Genomic DNA, 19,203 nt, shown 5'->3' on the forward strand with positions numbered 1-19,203 from the left:
CGACACGCCGTAGTCCGCCGGGCCCGTCTTGCTGGCACCGGCGCCTTCATCATAGGCGCGTTGTTACCGGCCAGCATCCGACTACAGGAGACAAGCCATGACTGCGGATTACGCCAATGCCTACGCGGCATTCGATCTCGACGCGACCGTAAAGGCCACGCTCGACGGCAATCTCGATGCGATGAATGCCTGCATCGAATCTTGTGACCGGCATGCCCTGCCCGGGCGCATCGCGTTGTTCTGGGAGGGACGCGACGGCACGAGCCAGACGTGGACCTTCCGTCAGCTTCAGACGCTCTCGGCGCGCTTCGCCAACTTTCTGCGCGAACAAGGCGTACAGCCCGGCGACCGCGTGAGCGGTCTGCTGCCACGTACGCCCGAATTGCTGGTGACGATTCTTGGCACGTGGCGTGCGGGCGCGGTCTATCAGCCGCTGTTCACCGCGTTCGGTCCGAAAGCGATTGAGCACCGCCTCCAAGGCGCGCAAAGCAAGCTCGTGGTGACCGACGCCGCTAATCGCACCAAGCTCGATGAAATCGAGAACTGCCCGCCCGTGGCCACGGTGAGCGGGCCGCGCGGCGAAGGCGTGCGACGTGGCGATTTCAGCTTCTGGCATGAAGTCGAGCAACATGCCGAGACGTTTGCGCCCGTGATGCGGCGCGGCGACGATCCGTTCCTGATGATGTTCACCTCGGGCACGACCGGCGCCGCCAAACCCGTCATGGTGCCGCTGCGCGCGATCGTGGCCTTCGTGGGCTACATGCGCGACGCCGTCGACCTGCGTCCGACCGACACGTTCTGGAATATCGCCGATCCGGGCTGGGCCTACGGCCTCTACTACGCCGTGACAGGGCCGCTGGCCATGGGTATCCCGACCACGTTCTACGACGGTCCCTTCAACGTCGAAAGCACTTACCGGGTCATCCGCAAACTCGGCATCACCAACCTTGCCGGGTCGCCCACGGCGTTCCGTCTGCTGATTGCCGGTGGCGACAAGGCCGCCGCGCCCGTCAAAGGGCAGTTGCGTGCCGTGTCCAGCGCGGGCGAACCGCTCAACCCAGAGGTCATTCGCTGGTTTGCCGAGCACCTCGGCGTGACAATTCACGATCACTACGGCCAGACCGAACTGGGCATGGTCGTGTGCAACCACCACGCTCTCAACCACCCGGTGCAGGCGGGCGCCGCCGGTTTCGCCTCGCCGGGGCATCGTGTCGTCGTGCTCGACGACGACGGCCGCGAATGCCCGGTCGGGCAACCCGGCGTGCTGGCCCTCGATCGCAAGCAATCGCCGCTCATGTGGTTCGGCGGCTACTGGGAGCGCGAAACGCCGTCGTTCGTCGGCGATTACTACCTTTCCGGCGACACGGTCGAGCGCAACGACGACGGCAGCATCAGCTTTGTCGGCCGCAACGACGACGTGATTACCTCCGCCGGTTACCGCATCGGGCCGTTCGATGTGGAGAGCGCGCTCATCGAACACCCGGCCGTGGTCGAAACGGCGGTGGTCGGCAAGCCCGATCCGAAGCGCACGGAACTGGTCAAGGCGTTCGTCGTATTGCATCCGCAGTACGCCCCGAGCGAAGCGCTCGCCTGCGAATTGCAGGAGCACGTGCGGCATCGGCTTTCCACGCACGCCTATCCGCGTGAAGTCGAATTCGTCAGCGAGTTGCCCAAGACACCGAGCGGCAAGTTGCAGCGCTTCATCCTGCGTAATCAGGAAATCGCCAAGGCGCAGCAGGCGGCAGCAAACGCTGCCTGATATCTGAGGCTCGAACCTGAATCTCGAACCTGAAGCTCGACATCCATTTTTTACAGGAAGCGCAGTCAATGCAGATCAAGGATCACGTATTCATCGTCACCGGCGCGTCGTCCGGTCTGGGGGCCGCCACCGCGCGCATGTTTGTCGATGCCGGCGCGAAAGTCGTGCTCGGCGACATCAACGCCGAGGCCGGCGCCAAGCAGGCTGAAGCACTGGGTGACGCGGCACGCTTCGTCGTCACCGACATCACGCGTGAAGACGATGTGCAACGTCTGGTCGATACGGCAACGACCGCCTTCGGCCGCCTGAACGGCGTCGTCAACTGCGCGGGGCTCGTCATCGGTGAGCGCATTCTCGGCAAGCAGGGACCGCATCGTCTCGACAGCTTTGCGCGCATCGTCAACGTCAATCTGATCGGCACCTTCAACGTGTTGCGTATCGCGGCGTCGGCCATGGCCGAAGGCACCGCTGACGCCGAAGGCGAGCGCGGCGTGATCGTCAATACCGCCTCAGTGGCAGCGTTCGACGGGCAGATCGGGCAAGCCGCCTATGCCGCATCCAAGGGCGGCGTGGCCGCGCTGACGTTGCCGGCCGCCCGCGAACTGGCGCGCGTGGGCGTGCGAGTCGTGACGGTAGCTCCGGGCATCTTCGAGACACCGATGATGGCCGGCATGACGCCGGAGGTGCAAGCGGCGCTCGGCGCATCGGTACCCTTCCCGCCGCGTCTGGGCCGCCCGTCCGAATACGCCGGTCTGGTGCGCCATATCGTGGAGAACACCATGCTCAACGGTGAAGTCATTCGCCTTGACGGCGCATTGCGCATGGCACCGAAGTAAGTTCCGCTGGCGAATTAGGAAACCGCCGATCCGATTTTCGGACGGCAGTCGAAGCGATGGCGGGGGCCGCACTGCTAGAATCCCTGCGTCCCCCTGCTCCGACATCCCGGTTCGCCACGCATGGAAAAAGGCAGCATCTCGATTCACTTCGTCATCAACGCGCTCGCTCACGTCGAGCGTCTCGGCGGCGATTCGTACGCGTTGTTGCGCGCCGCGGAAATCGCCCCCGCGCTGCTCGCGCATCCGCAGGCCCGTGTGCCGGCCGACCGTTACGCCAGACTCTGGCGACTCATCAGCATTGCACTGGACGACGAATTTTTCGGGCAGGATTCGCGCCGCATGAAGGTCGGCAGTTTTGCGATGCTGTGCCACAGCGTGATCGCTTGCCGCACGCTGGAACAAGCGCTATTGCGGGCCGCACGCTTCTTCGGCTTGCTACTCGACGATCTCGAAATGCATCTCGTGCGCGACGGCTCGCTTGCCCGGCTTGAGGTGCATGAACGCGAGGATGCGCAGGCACCGCGCGTCTTCGGGCATGAAACGTTGCTGATCCTCTTTTACGCGCTCACGTGCTGGCTTATCGCCCGCCGCGTGTCACTGAGTACCGCGTACTTCGCCTTTGACGAGCCGGTCTATAGCGACGAATACCGCACCATGTATTCGCCGCGACTGGTCTTCAATGCCGAACACACCGGCATCGAGTTCGACGCGGCATGTCTTGATCTTCCCGTGGTGCAGGACGAAGTCACCGTCAAGGACTTCCTGCGCGCCGCACCGGGCAACATCATCCTCAAATACAAGAACACGAAGGGGATGGTCGCGCGGGTTCGGCGACGATTGAAGACCATGCCGACCGACAGCTGGCCGGCGTTCGAAGCGCTCGCGGGCGAGTTTCACACGACGGCGTCCACGCTGCGACGGCGGCTCGAAGACGAAGGACAGTCGTATCAGTCGATCAAGGATCAACTGCGACGCGACCTTGCCATCCACGCGCTGTGCAACACGTCCAAGCCCATGCTGGATATCGCCCTGTCACTGGGCTTTGCCGATCCGAGCGCGTTCTTTCGCGCGTTCCGCAAGTGGACCGGCGTACGCCCCGGTGACTATCGGCGACAAGCCGTCGAGGCATGAAAAAAGCGGTACGACCGGCAGGGTTTCTGCCTTTCGTACCGCCTTTCTTTGCACCACCTGAGAATAAGACGCCGACTCAGGCCGCCTTGGCCTTCACGTCAACACGCTGCTCCGCGCCGTCGTCATCGTCGTCCAGCTCGATACGCTTTACCTCACCGAGCAACAGCAGGTAGCAGAACACACCTGCAATGGCGAAAAGGCTGATCAGCCCCAACGCCCAGCCGAACGAACCGGTGGCTTTCACGATGAAGCCGATCGCAATCGGCGTCACGATGCCCGACAGATTGCCCGCAAAGTTGACCGCGCCGCCGGTGATCCCGACCATGCCCTTCGGGGCGATATCAGCCACCAACGACCACGACGCCGACGCAACACCCTGCGCGAAGAACGCGAACGACATGATGGCGATGACGAGCCAGTTGGCATCGGTCAGCACGCACAACGACATCGTCGGCACGAGCATCAGGCCGGTCACGATCGGTGTCTTGCGCGCCGTGCCCACGGCCACGCCACGTCGCAGAAGCCAGTCGGACAGCAGCCCGCCGCACACCACACCAATCGATGCGGCGACAAACGGCACCGACGTCATGCCGCCCGCCTTGAGCACCGTCATCTTGCGCTCGGTGATCAAGTAAGTCGGGAACCACGTCAGGAAGAAGTACAGCGACGAGAGCGACGCGAACTTGCCCACGCAAATGGCGATGATCTGCCGGTTACGGAACAGCGCGAACAACTTCCTCCAAGGGAATTTCTGCGCGGCGGCGTGATCCGCAGACTTCACCTCGACGAGCGCACCGCCACTGCGGATGTGCTCCAACTCCGCCGCATTGACCCACGAGCACTTGTCCGGATCGCGATATCCGAGATACCAGACACCGGCCCAGACAATGCCGAGCAAGCCGGTCGCGTAGAAAATCTCACGCCAGCCCCACGTGTGCGCAATCCAGAACAGCAACGGCGTGAGTGCCGCCATGCCGATGTACTGGCCCACGAGATAGACGCTGGTCGCCACGCCCCGCTCACGCTGGGCAAACCAGATCGAGACCACGCGGTTGTTGACCGGGAACGTCGGCGCCTCGGCAATACCCACGCCAAGCCGCATGCCGAACAGCGTGACGAAACGCGTCGCGAAGCCCTGCATGAACGTGAGGACCGACCAGCTCAGAATGGCCACACCGTAAATGGCACGTGTGCCGAACCGGTCGATGACCCAGCCGCCCGGAATGTTGGCGATGACATACGTCCACGCGTACGCGGAGAAGATGAAGCCCAGTTCGACCGGGCCCAGACCGAACTCCTGTTTGAGCATCGGCGCGGCCACCGACAGGTTGGCGCGGTCGACATAGTTGATCACGGTGCCGACGAACACCAGAAAGAGCATCCAGTAGCGCACGCGCGACGGGCGCTGCGCGGATGAGGGGGACGGTGAGACTGACATGTTGATTCTCGTTTTGATTCTCGCGGGGGGCCGCAATCAGAAGCTGTGATACATGCCCAGGCGCACGAGCACCTGATCGTGGTTGCTCGACGCACCGATCGGGTACGACGCTGCCTTGTTGTTGCCGTTGGCCGCGATGTACGTCACCTGCGCTTGCAGTTGCGTGCGCTTCGAGAACGAGTACAGATCGCCCGCTTCCACCTGGTTGTAGTGCGTGTGGTTGAACGACGAGTACGAGTAGCCGAGCGTGAGCGCGTTGGCATCGGTCACGCGATACTCGCTGCCGACGTCGTAGTTAAACATGTTGCCCGAGCCTCCCACCGCGCGCACTTCGCTGCGGGTGTAGAGCGCGTGCACGTTCCAGCGCGACGAGATGCGGTACGAGGCGCCGATACCCGTGTTGTTCACAGCGTCCGACTTGAACACGTTGGTCGCCGAGAGCCCTGTCTGGCCGAACAGCGACGTGAGCCCCAGACGCGACGAGAAGTCGAACGTGCGCTTGTTGATGCTCACGTAGGTGGCCGCGACGGACAACGGACCGTTGTCGTATTTCACGTAGCCGCCCATCGTGCGGCCCAGCGCATTGCCGCCCGCAAAGCCGTACATCAGACCACCGGTCAGGCCGAGATAGCTGGCGCTATTCCACTTCACGGCATTGTCGATCTGCGACGAATTCGCCAGATTGTCGAGGTTGCCCGGGTGGTAGGCGTACAGGTTGTGCTGCCAGAAGCCGTTCGAGTAACGAATCGACACGTCTTGCATGAAATCGGTCTGATGGCCGATCGAGACGGTGCCGAAGCGATCGCTCGCCAGTCCGACCCACGCCTGACGGTTCCACTCGACGCCGCTGTTGATCAGCGCCCCGGTACTGGTGTTGAAGCCCTGCTCCAACTGGAACACCGCAGCGAGCCCGCCACCGAGATCCTCTCGCCCTTTCAGGCCGAAGCGGTCGGGTTGGCCGATACCGGCGTCCATCTTGAACAAACGACCGCCGCCCGAGTTGCTCACATAAGTGAGGCCGTCGTCGATGGTCCCGTAAATCTGCAACGAATTGCCTGCGGCATGGGCCGCGCCGACGCATGCCATCAGGCACGCTGCGACGATACTGCGTCTCTTCACCTTCTACTCCTGTTCTGCTTCTTGATGCTTCCGGCGCCATCCAGCGGCCCCGCACCGATCACGTCGCCGCCAACAAGGACGTTGCAGGACGTCACGGCTTACATCGTTATATTGTCTTACCTATGAAACAATGGTTAATAGGTGAGACAATTATGGCGAAGAGGATAAGGTGAGACAAGCAGAAAATAAGCCAGCGTTTATTGATGTTGCGCAAATGCTAATGACTAAGCGCTCGCCCGTCAGTGCGGAAAAAATTGCTTCCGACGCGCTGAGAACGCTGGCGCGCGGGCATAACAAAGGGGCCCCGTGGGGCCCCTTTGTTCACTTCAATCCTTGCCGCCTGATAGCGGCCTCCACCTTATCGAACCGCCGTCAGCGACTCGCCCCGGTAGTTGAGTTTGTGCGATAGCTCGTCGGCGGCTGACACCACTTTTTCGACGATGCCGTTTTCCAGCAAGTCGGCTTCCACGCGCGCTTGCGGAATCGTGACGCTGATCACCGCCGCGATCTGCCCACGATGGTTGCGCACCGGCGCTGCAATCGTCGAGATGTTCTGCTCGAAGAACGCCTGACTCATGCTGTAGCCGCGCGCGATGTCTTCCTGCACGACGCGGTACAGCGCGTCGACCGTGGTCGGCGTGTGCGCAGTGTAGGCCTCGAGCTTGCGCTCGGGATACAACTGCTTGAGCGATGGCAGTGAATAGTCGCCAAGCAGAATATGCCCCACCGCTGTCGCATGCGCCGGCAACCGCGTGCCGACACGCACGGTGCCGAACACCAGTTCGCGGCTGGCGGCCTTGGCGACGAAGACGGCATCGCGCTGATCGAGAATCAGGATGTGACTCGAGAAGCCCGTCGCGTCGCGCAGCTTCTCGATCACCGGCGTGCCGAGATCCGTCAGCTCAAGTGAGTTCAGATACTCGAAGCCCAATCGCAACACGGCCACGCCGAGCCGATAGTGACGGTCGTCGCCTGCCTTCTCGATGAAACCCTCGGCTTCCAGTGTCTGGAGCAGTCGGAAGACAGTCGAGCGCGGAATATCGAGTCGTCGTGCCAGATCGGCCCCACCCAACACCGGCTCGCGCGCGGAGAAGGTCATGAGGATGCGCAGGCCGCGCTCTAGGCCTGGGACGGAGTATTTGTTATCGGTATCGTTGCTCATGCCGTTTGCGCACACTGGCGCCGACCGGCATGCGAGCGTTTCGCGCAGCCGATAGACGACAAGTCAGGGAAGGCGCACATTATAGGCCACGCATCGCAGCACCGGCGACGGCAGCATCGAGCCAAGCATCAAGCTGACAGATTCCCACCTCGCGAGACACCGGGTTGCGCCGATTTGCCATGGGTTGCGACGGGTTGCGCCCGTTCTGGCAGCACGCTGCCCTTTGACGGCGCAGGCGGGCACCCTTCTTGGGCGATTCGCCTCGTCGCGGGTCCATGCACCGCAATGGGGGTAATTCCGAAGCGCGTCGACGCTCACTTTTTGTCATCATTGCGCCTGCAAGCTTGACAAGCTGGCGCATGTGGAGCGAGACACTCTGGCAGGCACCGAGAACAACAAACGATCCGGACCTGCCAAACGCACGTATCCCTTTTCTCCTGACGCTTTTGCGATTGCCTATCCCAATAGCCACCAGGAGCTGCGCCCACCTGCCAAGTGGGCGTTTTTTTGCTGGTTAAACGCTCCCTTCGCCGTGTGGTCCGACCCGCCCGCCGCGTTCTTCACGAGAGAACCCGATGACCTGGCATGCTTGTTGCTTGTATTTCCAGCATCGGGGATCGACGCCGCCTTGGCCGAGGTTTCGACGATAAGCACGCACCAGATTGCACCGGTAAGTGCCAGATCGCGAAGTCCGGACTCGCCCCCTGCGGCGCCTCCGTTTGTTTTGGGTCGAGGTGTTATGTTTAATGAACTGAGCGACGTTGAATGGCACGCCCTGCGTGATCTGATTTGCGACCGTCCGGTCCGTACGGAACGACGTGGTCGCCCTCAAGTCGAGCAGCGCACGCTGACCAATGCTGTCTTGTGGGTGCTGTTCACGGGAGAGAGCTGGTCGAAACTGCCCATGCAGTATCCCTCCGTGCCGACTTGCCGCCGCAAGCTGAACGAATGGCGCGAATCGGGCATGCTCGATACGATTTTGAAACGCCTGCAACAATCGGGCCGCGATATCAGCGCCTGTGCAGGTCAGATCAGCAAGCCGGCCCGCAGCACGCCGTGTGGCGATACCGATCGTCTGCGCGGTGTGTTCTGGACGAACCCGGCTTCGTGGAAGCCCCCGGTGGCCGTGCGCTGATCGATATCGTCGATATCGGCAGCAACGCATCACCACCAAGCAACGACTTCGATCCGACAGGAATGCCGCGCAATGCTCGCGGCACCGTCAGTCAGAATGTCAGGCTGGCATCACGGGGTTAGCTCAAGCGGCGCTGTCTGGGCCCTTGTGCGAGAAAAACGCGAGATCGCGCGAGATTGCGACCGTCTGGCCGCGATCTCGCGTCAAAGTAGTGCGTGCACCGCGTCGGCAATCGCCAGCGATGCCGTCAAGCCGGGTGACTCGATGCCGAACAGGTTGACGAGCCCTGACACGCCATGCACCGCCGGACCGTCAATACGGAAGTCCGCCGCCGGTTGCCCTGGCCCACTGATCTTCGGTCGAATGCCTGCATAGCCCGGCTGTAATGCGCCGTCGGCCAAGGCCGGCCAATAGCGACGCACGGCAGCGTAAAAGCCATCGCCATCCGCCGGATTCACCGTGTAATCGATGTCGTCGACCCACTCGACATTCGGGCCGAAGCGCGCCTGCCCGCCGAGATCGAGCGTCAGGTGAACGCCCAAGCCGCCGGGTTCCGGCACCGGATAGATCAGGTGCGTGAACGGCGCGCGCTGCGCACAGGTGAAGTAGCTGCCCTTCGCGTAGTACCGCTGCGGGATATGCGCCGGGTTCAGCCCTTCGAACGTGCGAGCGATATCAACGGCGTACAGACCCGCGCTGTTGATCACCGTGTTAGCGAGTAGCGTCGAGGTCTCGCCGCCCGTCTGCACGGTGAGCTCGATACCTTCCGCACTCGCAGCCCCACCCACTCGCCCACCGACGACACGCGCATCGAAGGCCAGCATCGCACCGGCGTTCTCAGCATCACCCTGCAACGCCAGCATCAGGCCATGACTGTCGATGATGCCCGTTGACGGTGAGAGCAATGCACCAAAGGTGTGCAAATCGGGCTCGCGTTGGGCCACTTCGTTGGCGGTCAGCCATTGCAGATCGTCGACGCCGCTTGCGCGCGCGTTGGCGGCAATCGCTTCGAGTTCGCCGACCTGATGATCGGTGGTCGCCACGATGAGTTTGCCGCAGCGCCGATGCTCGACACCGTGCGAGGCGCAGAAGTCATACAGCTTGTGCTTCCCTTCCACGCAGAGCCGGGCTTTGAGCGAGTTGGGCGAATAGTAGATACCGGCGTGAATGACTTCGCTGTTGCGTGAGCTCGTGCCGGTGCCGATCGCACGCTCGGATTCGAGGATGACCACCTCGCGGCCCGCCATGGCCATGGCGCGTGCGACCGCTAGTCCCACCACGCCCGCGCCGATCACGACGCAATCGACTTTGTCCATTGATCTTCCTTGGTTGCCTTCCGATTCGGATAAAGACGCAGGCAGCCCCGCATCCTCATGCGAATCGGCTGCGGAACCCGTCTCTCGACTCACTCCGCAGCGCGATTTCGTTACAGCGTTACTTACAGCGCGCTCACCAGTTCCGGCACGACGGTGAACAGATCGCCCACCAGACCGTAATCCGCCACCGAGAAGATCGGCGCTTCCGGATCCTTGTTGATCGCCACGATCACCTTCGAATCCTTCATCCCGGCCAAGTGCTGAATCGCGCCCGAGATGCCCACCGCCACATACAACTGCGGTGCCACGATCTTGCCCGTCTGACCGACCTGATAGTCGTTCGGCACGTAACCGGCATCCACTGCCGCGCGCGAAGCGCCCAGTGCCGCACCCAGCTTGTCGGCCAGCGGCTCCAGCACCTTCGTGTAGTTCTCGCCCGAGCCCAGACCACGGCCACCCGAGACGATGATCTTCGCGCTCGTGAGTTCCGGACGGTCCAGCTTCGTCACTTCACGGCCCACGAATTGCGACAGACCGGCGTCCGGCGTAGCAGCGATGGTCTCCACTGCGGCGCTGCCACCGGTAGCGGCTGCCGGGTCGAAGCCCGTCGAGCGCACGGTGATCACCTTCACCTTGTCGGCGCTTTGCACCGTCGCAATCGCGTTACCCGCGTAGATCGGACGCTCGAACGTGTCGGCGCTGTCGACCTTCGTGATATCCGAGATTTGGGCGACGTCCAGCAGTGCGGCCACGCGCGGGGCAATGTTCTTGCCGTAGGCGGTCGCCGTTGCGAGGATGTGCGAATAGTTACCTGCGATCGACACCACCTCGTCGGCGATGTTTTCCGCCAGACCGTCGGCGAAGTAAGGTGCATCAGCGAGCAGCACCTTCTTCACACCCGCGATTTGTGCGGCAGCGTCAGCAGCGGCCTTGGCATTGCTGCCAGCGACCAGCACGTGAACGTCGTCACCGCATTGCAGTGCGGCAGCGACCGTGTTCAGCGTCGCCGCTTTGATCGATTGATTATCGTGTTCGGCAATTACCAGAATGCTCATCTCGTCGTCTCCTTACAGGACCTTGGCTTCGGTCTTCAGTTTGTCGACGAGCGTTGCCACGTCCGCCACCTTCACCCCTGCGCTGCGCTTGGGCGGCTCGGCCACCTTCAGCGTCTTCAGACGCGGCGCCACATCCACGCCCAGATCGGCAGGCTTGACCGTCTCGAGCGGCTTCTTCTTCGCCTTCATGATGTTGGGCAGCGTCACATAACGCGGCTCATTCAGGCGCAAGTCGGTCGTGATGACCGCCGGCAGCGACAGCGAGATCGTTTCCAGACCGCCGTCCACTTCGCGCGTGACCTGTGCGCGGTTATCCGCCACGGTCACCTTCGAAGCAAACGTCGCCTGCGGCAGCTTCGCGAGTGCCGCGAGCATCTGGCCGGTTTGGTTCGAGTCGTCGTCGATGGCCTGCTTGCCCAGGATCACCAGTTGCGGCTGCTCCTTGTCGACCACGGCCTTGAGCAACTTGGCCACGGCCAGCGGTTGCAGTTCTTCGTCCGATTCGATCAGGATCGCGCGATCCGCACCGATCGCCAGCGCCGTACGCAGCGTCTCTTGCGATTGCGCCACACCCGCGGACACCGCAATCACTTCCGTCGCCACGCCCGCTTCCTTCAGACGCACCGCCTCTTCCACCGCGATTTCGTCGAACGGATTCATCGACATCTTCACGTTCGCAATGTCGACGCCACTGCCGTCGCTCTTCACGCGAACCTTTACGTTGTAATCCACTACCCGTTTGACCGGAACCAGAACCTTCATGCGGACTCCCTTGATTCAGAAAAACCGGGCGGCAGGCTGCTCATGCAGCCCCTGCCGCCCGCTAAAAATACGAACTTACTCGATCTCGCGCCCTTTCGTCTCGGGCAACAAGAAGGCCGTGACCAACACGACGAAATAAGCGCCGCCGGCAAACATGCCGATGGCCGTGCCCAGACCGCTCGTCTTGGCCAGATAGCCGACCAGACTCGGGAACAGCGCACCGATGCCGCGCCCGAAGTTATACGCAAAGCCCTGCCCATTGGCACGCACGGCCGACGGGAACAACTCCGTCAGATAGGCGCCCATGCCGCTGAAAATACCCGAGGCGGCAAACCCCAGCGGGAAGCCCAGAATCAGCATCTGATCGTTGCTCAACTGGAATTGCGTGTAGGCGTAAATGCTCGCCCCAGAGAGTACCGCGAAGATCAGCAGGTTTGCACGGCGGCCCAGCTTGTCGGTCAGGTACGCGCCGGTGATGTAGCCGATGAACGAGCCCAGAATGATCACCAACAAATAGCCGCCCGTACCGATCACCGACAGGTGACGCTCGGTCTTCAGGAACGTCGGCAGCCACGTCGTCACGGCGTAGTAACCGCCCTGCACGCCCGTGCACAGCAGTGCCGAGAGCAGCGTCGTCTTGATCAGCGCCGGCGAGAAGATCGCCCACGCCGACGTGCGGTTGGCCGAGGCGGCCTCACGCTTGCGGGTGCGCTCGAACAGTTCCGGCTCGGGCACGTTCTTGCGGATAAACAGCACGAACAACGCCGGGATCACACCGATCCAGAACAGCGCACGCCACGCATATTCTTCCGGCAGATACGAGAACGACAGCGTGTAGCACAGCGCCGCCACGGCCCAGCCGATGGCCCAGCCGCTTTGCACCGTACCGACGGCGCGGCCGCGATACTCGGTGCGCACGATTTCGCCCATCAGCACCGAGCCCACGGCCCACTCGCCGCCGAAGCCCAAGCCTTGCAGCGCGCGCAGCACGAAAATCTGCTCGAAATTCTGCGCGAAGCCGATCAGCACCGTGCACACGGAGAACCACAGAATCGTGGCCTGCAAGATGCGCACGCGGCCATAGCGGTCGGCGAGCACGCCGGCCAGCCAGCCGCCGATCGCCGAGAACAACAGCGTCACGGTCGCCAGCATGCCGGCTTGTCCCTTGTCGATGCCGAACACGGTAATCAACGTGGTGATCACAAACGTGAACACCATGAAGTCGAGCGCATCGAGCGCCCAACCGCCGAAGGCGGCGATAAACGTGCGCCGCTCGGTCTTGTTCATCTGACGATACCAATCCATCCCTGTCTCCCCATTCATCCTTGGTGATGCAAGGGCGCCCAATGCGCCCGGGTACTACTGCCACTACGGCCTATTGTTGAATTCAGCCCTTTGCCGGAAAGCCGTACAGGCGCGCCGGGTTGTCGACGAGAATGCGGCGGCGCGTGTCGGCATCGGGCGCCCACTGCGGCAGCAGATTGCGCAGCGTGCCGGTGTTCGGCATGCGCGTGAGCGACACGTGCGGCCAGTCGCTGCCCCACACCATGCGCTCCGGCGCGTCGTCGATCAGCGTCTGTGCGAACGGCGTCACGTCGTCGAACGACGGAAAACGCTCGCTGATCCGGTACGCCCCGGACAACTTCACCCAATAGCCGTGATCGCGCACCAGCGAGCGCAACGCCGTGAAGCCCGGCGAGTCGAGCCCTTGCGCCACCGGTGTGTGGCCCATGTGATCGACGATGCCCGGCACGGGCAGCTTCGTCATGCGCGGCATGAGTTCGGGCAAGGTCTTCACATCCATCAGGAACTGCATGTGCCAGCCCAGATCCTTGATGCGATGCGCGAGCGTTTCCATTGCCGTGAAACCGATGCCACCGCCAAACAGCACGTTGATCCGCAGACCACGCACACCGGCTGCGTGCATCGCTTCGAGTTCGGCATCGGTCACCTCGGGCGCCACCACGGCGATACCGCGCAGGCGGTCGGGGTGACGCTTCAGCGTTTCGAGCATGTAGCGGTTGTCGGTGCCGTAGACACTGATCTGCACCAGCACGCCGTAGGTCATGCCGGTGGCGTCGAGCATCGCCAGATACTTGTCTTCAGGCGCGGGCGGCGGCGTGTAGCTGCGCTCGGCCACCATCGGATAGGCGTCGCTGGCGGCGACCACGTGGGCATGCGTGTCGACGGCACCGAACGGCACGTCGAACGTCGGCGGATCGATCTCCGGTAGCGGGCCAAGGCACAACGGTGCCCCGGCAGCGGAAGTTACAGTCATGACGACTCCTCAAAGGGCGCGAGGCGTCAGGCTGGACGTCGGGCTCACGCCGGGAAAAATTCGGATGAAACACTGGTGAATCACGGTTGAAGCTCGTCAGGCACCGACGTTGCCGATGCCTGTGAACAGCAGCCTCACTGCACCTTGAGCAACTTGCCCGGGTTCATGATGCCGGCCGGGTCGAACACGGCCTTGATCTCGCGCATCAGGCGCAGTTCGAGCGGCGACTTGTACTTCGCGAAGTAGTCGCGCTTGAGTTGCCCGATGCCGTGCTCGGCGCTGATGCTGCCGCCGTAGCGTGCCACTTCGTCGAGCACTTCGGCGGTGATCGCCTCGCCATGCTTCGCCATGAAGTCGGCCGCCTCACCCGCCGGGCGCGAGAGGTTGTAGTGCAGGTTGCCGTCGCCAAAGTGACCGAAGATGAACGGCCGTACTTGCGGGCACACGCGGCGCACACGCGCCTCGGCGCTCGCCATGAATTCGGGAATGGCCTCGATGGGCAGCGATACGTCGTGCTTCAAGTGCGGGCCATCGGCGCGTTGCGCTTCGGAAATTTCTTCGCGCAGCTTCCACATTTCTTCGACCTGACCGAGCGTGGACGACACCACTGCGTCGGCGCACAGATCGCGCTCGATGGCGGTCTCGATCACTCGCTCAAGCAGCGCGGCGAGCGCCTGCTCGTCGGCCGTGTCGGCCAGCTCCACCAGCACGTAGCCCGGATGACGCTCACCGAACGGTGCACGCACACCCGGCACATGGGCCATGACGAGGTCGACGCATTCCCCGGTGAAGAATTCGAACGCCTGCATGCGCGAGCCGCACTCGGTGAACAGCAATTCATAGAGTTCGAGCGCCTGACGCGGCGACGTGACGGCAGCGATCACGACCTGACGCACGGGCGTCGGCGCAAACAGCCGCAACGCGGCGGCCGTGATGATACCGAGCGTGCCTTCTGAGCCGATCAGCAATTGCTTGAGGTCGTAACCGGTGTTGTCTTTGCGCAAGGTGCGCAGGCCGTGCAGGATTTCGCCATTGGGCAACACGGCTTCGATGCCGAGTACCAGCTCGCGCGTCATGCCGTAGCGCACCACGTTCACGCCACCGGCGTTGGTGGCGAGATTGCCGCCAAGCTGGCACGAGCCTTCTGCCGCGAGACTCAGCGGAAACAGACGATTGACGTCACTCGCCACGCGTTGCAGGTCCTGAAGAATGCAACCGGCTTCGGCCACCATCGTGTTGGCGATCGTGTCGAGGCTGCGCACGGCGTTCATGCGATCGAGGCTCAGCACGACGTTCTGCGCCGCGCTGTCGGGCGTCGCGCCACCACACAAACCGGTGTTGCCCCCGCGCGGCACGACCGGCGTTGCCGTTTGCTGGCACAGGGCGAGCACTTTCGAGACTTCCTCTGCCGAGCGCGGACGCACCACGGCCTGCGCGCTGCCACGGTACATGCCGCGCCAGTCGGCCAGCCATGGGGCGATGTCGTCGGGAGCGGTGAGCACGCTGTCGGCACCGATAGCGTCGATGAGGCGTTGGGCGAAGGCAGTGATTGTCATGGGATCACGCGTCGGAAGTTAGGGGGCGAGAAGTTGGGGGTATTCGATGCTGGGCGACGCTTGCAAGGCGGGCCGTCAGCCCTACGCCAGAACCGAGGGCGCAATGGCCCCGGTGATGATGTCGCGACCGGGCAGCGTCAGGCCAAGGCGCGCCGACGCGCGCAACAAGTGCGAGAGCGATGCGGCGCGTGCCAGTAGCGGATCACGCGCCTTGATGGCGTTGAACACGGCGACGTGCTCCTGATGCACCTGTGCGGCGAGCCCTTCATGGCGCAATGTGTTCGTGCGCGCGGCCTGCACCACTTGCCGGATCTGGAGATTCAGGTACTGCAACAGGTCGGCGTAATAGCGGTTGTGTGTAGCGCGTGCGATGGCGGCGTGAAACGCCGTGTCGTACTCGACGCCGTTTTCCGCGTGATAGAGATTGGTTTCGAGTTTTCCGAGAATCTCGCCCAGCAGGCGGATGTCCTCTTCGGTATGACGCACCGCTGCCAGCGCCGCCGCCGTGCTTTCGAGATCGAGGCGCAGTTCATACACGCTCGCGAGGTCGGCGGCGTCTTGCCCCACAGGCACCTGAAAGCCGCTCGACGGCGTGCGTGCGCGTACGGTCACGCCCGCGCCCTGACGGCTGTCGATCAGCCCCTGTGCGCGCAACCGTTCCGTGACTTCACGGATCACCGCCTGACTCACACCGTAGGTTTCGGAGAGCTGCTTGCCGGTCGGCAACTTGGTGCCGACGGGATAAATCCCCTGCCGGATCGCGTCGTGCAGTTGCTGCGAGACCTGTTCGGTCAGGGTTTTGGGCTTGGTTGTCATCCTCTCACGTCATCTCATGCTTTTCTGGTTTGCATGTTATCTGAAAACTTTTGAGGGATTACACCGCGTTAACCCTTGGTTTTGCCTTGATTTTGCCTTCGTGTTCCTTGCTATCTCACATCATGAAAAAACTTGGGCGGTGCCGGTCGTGTTGACCGGGCACCGCCCTTTGTTCTGCCGTCTGCCTGAGCCGGCTTAGAAGCCGATCAGCGCTTCCGTCACGTGGCTCACGTTCGGCGGCGCGGCGAAGCAATCGCTCACGAGGGCACGCCACTGGGCGAAGGCTTCCGAGTTACGGAAATCGACGGTGTGGTTTTCCAGCGTTTCCCAAGTGACGACGAGGCTGTAATGCGTCGGCTGCTCGATCTGCTTGAGCAGGCGCATGCCGTGGCAGCCTTTCGATCCCTTGAACAGCGGCGCGGCTTTGGCGACGCCTTGCTCGAATGCCGCTTCCGTGCCGGGTTTGACTTCGATCTGGGCGATTTCAAAGATCATGGGTTTTCCTCAGTGGTTGGCTCGTGTGTGACTGGATGTTTTGATGTGGTCACGCGGTTGCAGCGCACGCGGCACGATACGCGATAGACGGTACGTCCCGCTGCGAGAACGCTCGATTCTATACCGCGCCCTGCGGCCACGCATCGCGCGAGCCATCGCGTATCGCTTACAGAGTTTTATCGACGGCATTGCCGGCCCTGCCGATCACCCCGCTGAGGACGCCATCCACTGTGTCGATGCACCGGCGTCGCTCACGATCGTCATCGCCGCACCACGAACGTGCCGAGATTTGCCCCTCAGGCATTTCCATCTGGCAAAACATCCATACAAATCAGTGACCTGAAAATTCTGGCATCGGTCTTGCTCATCCTCTTTCTTCTTCCTGTTTGCACCAAAAGAGCACATTCATGCCCAATACCAATACACCCGGCGACGTGCTGTTCCTGTTACTCGGCGCGATCCTGGTGCTTGCCATGCACGCCGGCTTTGCCTTTCTCGAGCTCGGCACGGTTCGCAAGAAGAATCAGGTCAATGCACTGGTCAAGATACTGACCGACTTTGCCGTCTCGGGGCTGGCTTACTTCTTCATCGGCTACCCGCTCGCGTACGGCGTGGACTTCTGGTCGAGCGCCACGGTGCTGTCCGAGCACAACGGATATGCGCTCATCCGGTTCTTCTTCCTGCTGACGTTTGCCGCGGCAATTCCGGCCATCGTGTCGGGCGGGATCGCCGAGCGTGCGAAGTTTCATCCGCAGTCGGTGGCGACGTTCTTCCTCGTGGGTCTGATCTATCCGTTCTTCGAGGGCATCGCGTGGAACGGCCATTTCGGCATTCAGGACTGGCTGACGCGCACGGTGGGCGCACCGTTCCACGACTTTGCAGGGTCGGTGGTCGTGCACGCGGTGGGCGGCTGGATCGGACTGGCAGCCGTGCTGCATCTGGGCGCACGCCGCGGACGCTACAACGGGCAGGGTCAGGTCGCAGCGCACCCGCCGTCATCGATTCCGTTTCTGGCGCTCGGCGCGTGGATTCTTATCGTCGGCTGGTTCGGCTTCAACGTGATGAGTGCGCAGCGTGTGGGCGGCATCTCGGGGCTGGTCGCCGTGAATTCGCTGATGGCGATGGTGGGTGGCACGCTGATCGCGATGTGGGTCGGCAAGGACGACCCGGGCTTTATTCATAACGGCCCGTTGGCTGGTCTCGTTGCGGTTTGCGCGGGTTCGGACGTGATGCATCCGCTGGGCGCGCTGGTGGTGGGTGCGGTCGCCGGTGGGCTGTTTGTATGGCTGTTCACGGTGACGCAGAACCGCCTGCGTATCGACGACGTGCTTGGCGTGTGGCCGCTGCACGGCGTTTGCGGCATCTGGGGCGGACTGGCGGCCGGTATCTTCGGCCAGACTGCACTCGGCGGTCTGGGTGGTGTGAGCTTTATCGCGCAGGTCGTGGGGACGGTATCGGGTGTGGTGATCGCCTTCGTCGGCGGCTACGTCGTCTATGGCGTGTTGAAACGCACTGTGGGGCTACGACTCGACGACGAGCAGGAATACTACGGTGCGGACCTGTCGATCCATAAGATCACCGCGACGCCGGAGCGGGAGACGAACTGGTAACTATCGGTGAGAACCACATCGTCAAAGCAAGGCTGAATCGAATCTCTCCAGAGTTCTTCGATTCAGCCGGACTGCGCAGGGCTCGTCTGAAGGGCACTATTTGCAGAGCATTCGGCCGACAAACTTGTTTATGAATTCGTCAATTTCCACAAAGGTTAATTTAATCCCCTTACTCACCGACCCTTTGATAGAAAAACCTGCCCCGAAGGTTGAATAGTAAGAAAATGCCGCCAAATGGCCATCGCCATCTACAAATAATACATTTCGGCCATCCCGGGACTTGAACGCGAAGTATCGCGTCACGCCTCCATTTTTATTGCTAATAACAAACTCGCGAACACCATCGGCTCGCGTTCCTTCGATTGGCTTCGCGTTTTGATCTTCAATTAGAGCGACTTCTAGTCCGTCTCCATCGGGAAAACGTCCCAAAAAATTCAAGTGAATTCTGTCGTTTCCAATGACGCCCTGTGCCGGCGCAGCTTGCATGGAGGGAAAGGTTACTGTGATGCCAAAAAAAGCATCCCCAACGGTCGGCTCAAACTCGCTTGGAACGCAAAACTGCAAGCGCCGATGTTCTTTTTTATCGATCAGAGATAATTTGTATTCACCAAATGCGTGACCACAATTAATCGCCGCGAACGCCACCATCATCCATAGCGTGCCGCGCACGCGACGTCGATTGATTGCGAATTTCCCTGTCAATTTTCACTCCTATTTTATTTATCGAAAATTGAG

17 protein-coding genes are annotated in these 19,203 nt (G+C 62.0%); 5 read left to right on the top strand and 12 right to left on the bottom strand.

Annotated elements, in window-relative coordinates; translation table 11 throughout:
* Nucleotides 1–97 precede the first annotated feature (97 nt).
* The 3 genes from AT302_RS18320 (at nucleotide 98) to AT302_RS18330 (ending at nucleotide 3,726) form a co-directional block, all read left to right on the top strand.
* A complete protein-coding gene (locus tag AT302_RS18320) occupies nucleotides 98–1,759 on the top strand; it encodes an acyl-CoA synthetase (protein WP_058379675.1) in 1,662 nt (553 codons plus the stop codon).
* 68 nt (nucleotides 1,760–1,827) lie between these two features.
* Complete coding sequence (locus AT302_RS18325; protein WP_058379676.1) at nucleotides 1,828–2,595, top strand: 3-hydroxyacyl-CoA dehydrogenase; 768 nt, start codon at nucleotides 1,828–1,830, stop codon at nucleotides 2,593–2,595.
* Between the two features lie 120 nt (nucleotides 2,596–2,715).
* The gene (locus AT302_RS18330; RefSeq protein ID WP_058379677.1) at nucleotides 2,716–3,726 is read left to right on the top strand and encodes an AraC family transcriptional regulator; all 1,011 of its coding nucleotides are present in this window, start codon (nucleotides 2,716–2,718) and stop codon (nucleotides 3,724–3,726) included.
* A 76-nt stretch (nucleotides 3,727–3,802) separates the two neighbouring features.
* Here AT302_RS18330 and AT302_RS18335 read toward each other — a convergent pair whose 3' ends face one another.
* From AT302_RS18335 to AT302_RS18345, 3 genes are all read right to left on the bottom strand, one after another.
* Nucleotides 3,803–5,164, bottom strand: a complete 1,362-nt coding sequence (locus AT302_RS18335) for an MFS transporter (protein WP_058379678.1) — start codon at nucleotides 5,162–5,164, stop codon at nucleotides 3,803–3,805.
* Between the two features lie 36 nt (nucleotides 5,165–5,200).
* Nucleotides 5,201–6,283 (bottom strand): porin, encoded by a 1,083-nt coding sequence (locus tag AT302_RS18340; RefSeq protein WP_058379679.1) that lies wholly within the window; start codon nucleotides 6,281–6,283, stop codon nucleotides 5,201–5,203.
* Nucleotides 6,284–6,641: 358 nt separating this feature from the next.
* Nucleotides 6,642–7,445, bottom strand: a complete 804-nt coding sequence (locus AT302_RS18345; RefSeq protein ID WP_058379680.1) for an IclR family transcriptional regulator — start codon at nucleotides 7,443–7,445, stop codon at nucleotides 6,642–6,644.
* Between the two features lie 361 nt (nucleotides 7,446–7,806).
* On the opposite strand from AT302_RS18345, the gene AT302_RS27705 reads away from it, so the two are divergent.
* Entirely contained in the window at nucleotides 7,807–8,580 is a 774-nt protein-coding gene (locus tag AT302_RS27705; RefSeq protein ID WP_141118733.1) for a transposase, read from the top strand.
* A 203-nt stretch (nucleotides 8,581–8,783) separates the two neighbouring features.
* On the opposite strand, the gene AT302_RS18355 is transcribed toward AT302_RS27705, so the two are convergent.
* The 8 genes from AT302_RS18355 to AT302_RS18390 all read right to left on the bottom strand — a co-directional run bounded on the left by AT302_RS18355 (nucleotide 8,784) and on the right by AT302_RS18390 (nucleotide 16,858).
* A complete protein-coding gene (locus AT302_RS18355) occupies nucleotides 8,784–9,896 on the bottom strand; it encodes an NAD(P)/FAD-dependent oxidoreductase (RefSeq protein ID WP_058379681.1) in 1,113 nt (370 codons plus the stop codon).
* Between the two features lie 122 nt (nucleotides 9,897–10,018).
* Nucleotides 10,019–10,951: an electron transfer flavoprotein subunit alpha/FixB family protein gene (locus AT302_RS18360; RefSeq protein WP_058375461.1), complete on the bottom strand. Its 933-nt coding sequence runs from the start codon at nucleotides 10,949–10,951 to the stop codon at nucleotides 10,019–10,021.
* A 12-nt stretch (nucleotides 10,952–10,963) separates the two neighbouring features.
* Nucleotides 10,964–11,713 (bottom strand): electron transfer flavoprotein subunit beta/FixA family protein, encoded by a 750-nt coding sequence (locus AT302_RS18365; RefSeq protein ID WP_058379682.1) that lies wholly within the window; start codon nucleotides 11,711–11,713, stop codon nucleotides 10,964–10,966.
* Between the two features lie 75 nt (nucleotides 11,714–11,788).
* Nucleotides 11,789–13,018, bottom strand: a complete 1,230-nt coding sequence (locus AT302_RS18370) for an MFS transporter (protein ID WP_058379683.1) — start codon at nucleotides 13,016–13,018, stop codon at nucleotides 11,789–11,791.
* An 82-nt stretch (nucleotides 13,019–13,100) separates the two neighbouring features.
* Nucleotides 13,101–13,991 (bottom strand): amidohydrolase family protein, encoded by an 891-nt coding sequence (locus tag AT302_RS18375; protein WP_058379684.1) that lies wholly within the window; start codon nucleotides 13,989–13,991, stop codon nucleotides 13,101–13,103.
* 134 nt (nucleotides 13,992–14,125) lie between these two features.
* Nucleotides 14,126–15,547 carry an FAD-binding oxidoreductase gene (locus tag AT302_RS18380; RefSeq protein WP_058379685.1) on the bottom strand — a complete coding sequence of 474 codons (1,422 nt, stop codon included), beginning with the start codon at nucleotides 15,545–15,547 and terminating at the stop codon, nucleotides 14,126–14,128.
* Between the two features lie 81 nt (nucleotides 15,548–15,628).
* A complete protein-coding gene (locus tag AT302_RS18385) occupies nucleotides 15,629–16,363 on the bottom strand; it encodes a FadR/GntR family transcriptional regulator (RefSeq protein WP_058379686.1) in 735 nt (244 codons plus the stop codon).
* A gap of 195 nt (nucleotides 16,364–16,558) precedes the next feature.
* Nucleotides 16,559–16,858, bottom strand: coding sequence for an antibiotic biosynthesis monooxygenase family protein (locus tag AT302_RS18390; protein WP_058379687.1), 300 nt, complete (start codon nucleotides 16,856–16,858; stop codon nucleotides 16,559–16,561).
* Nucleotides 16,859–17,265: 407 nt separating this feature from the next.
* Here AT302_RS18390 and AT302_RS18395 point away from each other — a divergent pair, with 407 nt between their 5' ends.
* Nucleotides 17,266–18,468 (top strand): ammonium transporter, encoded by a 1,203-nt coding sequence (locus AT302_RS18395; protein WP_058379688.1) that lies wholly within the window; start codon nucleotides 17,266–17,268, stop codon nucleotides 18,466–18,468.
* A 96-nt stretch (nucleotides 18,469–18,564) separates the two neighbouring features.
* On the opposite strand, the gene AT302_RS18400 is transcribed toward AT302_RS18395, so the two are convergent.
* Complete coding sequence (locus tag AT302_RS18400; RefSeq protein ID WP_157125828.1) at nucleotides 18,565–19,170, bottom strand: hypothetical protein; 606 nt, start codon at nucleotides 19,168–19,170, stop codon at nucleotides 18,565–18,567.
* Nucleotides 19,171–19,203 lie beyond the last annotated feature (33 nt).

The organism is Pandoraea norimbergensis (assembly GCF_001465545.3).
In the GTDB taxonomy this organism is placed as follows: domain Bacteria; phylum Pseudomonadota; class Gammaproteobacteria; order Burkholderiales; family Burkholderiaceae; genus Pandoraea; species Pandoraea norimbergensis.

Bases quoted from the DNA above. Each gene is read 5' to 3' on its own strand.
- AT302_RS18320 (WP_058379675.1), top strand. From the start codon at position 98: ATGACTGCGGATTACGCCAATGCCTACGCGGCATTCGATCTCGACGCG.
- AT302_RS18325 (WP_058379676.1), top strand. From the start codon at position 1,828: ATGCAGATCAAGGATCACGTATTCATCGTCACCGGCGCGTCGTCCGGT.
- AT302_RS18330 (WP_058379677.1), top strand. From the start codon at position 2,716: ATGGAAAAAGGCAGCATCTCGATTCACTTCGTCATCAACGCGCTCGCT.
- AT302_RS18335 (WP_058379678.1), bottom strand. From the start codon at position 5,164: ATGTCAGTCTCACCGTCCCCCTCATCCGCGCAGCGCCCGTCGCGCGTG.
- AT302_RS18345 (WP_058379680.1), bottom strand. From the start codon at position 7,445: ATGAGCAACGATACCGATAACAAATACTCCGTCCCAGGCCTAGAGCGC.
- AT302_RS18355 (WP_058379681.1), bottom strand. From the start codon at position 9,896: ATGGACAAAGTCGATTGCGTCGTGATCGGCGCGGGCGTGGTGGGACTA.
- AT302_RS18360 (WP_058375461.1), bottom strand. From the start codon at position 10,951: ATGAGCATTCTGGTAATTGCCGAACACGATAATCAATCGATCAAAGCG.
- AT302_RS18365 (WP_058379682.1), bottom strand. From the start codon at position 11,713: ATGAAGGTTCTGGTTCCGGTCAAACGGGTAGTGGATTACAACGTAAAG.
- AT302_RS18370 (WP_058379683.1), bottom strand. From the start codon at position 13,018: ATGGATTGGTATCGTCAGATGAACAAGACCGAGCGGCGCACGTTTATC.
- AT302_RS18375 (WP_058379684.1), bottom strand. From the start codon at position 13,991: ATGACTGTAACTTCCGCTGCCGGGGCACCGTTGTGCCTTGGCCCGCTA.
- AT302_RS18380 (WP_058379685.1), bottom strand. From the start codon at position 15,547: ATGACAATCACTGCCTTCGCCCAACGCCTCATCGACGCTATCGGTGCC.
- AT302_RS18385 (WP_058379686.1), bottom strand. From the start codon at position 16,363: ATGACAACCAAGCCCAAAACCCTGACCGAACAGGTCTCGCAGCAACTG.
- AT302_RS18390 (WP_058379687.1), bottom strand. From the start codon at position 16,858: ATGATCTTTGAAATCGCCCAGATCGAAGTCAAACCCGGCACGGAAGCG.
- AT302_RS18395 (WP_058379688.1), top strand. From the start codon at position 17,266: ATGCCCAATACCAATACACCCGGCGACGTGCTGTTCCTGTTACTCGGC.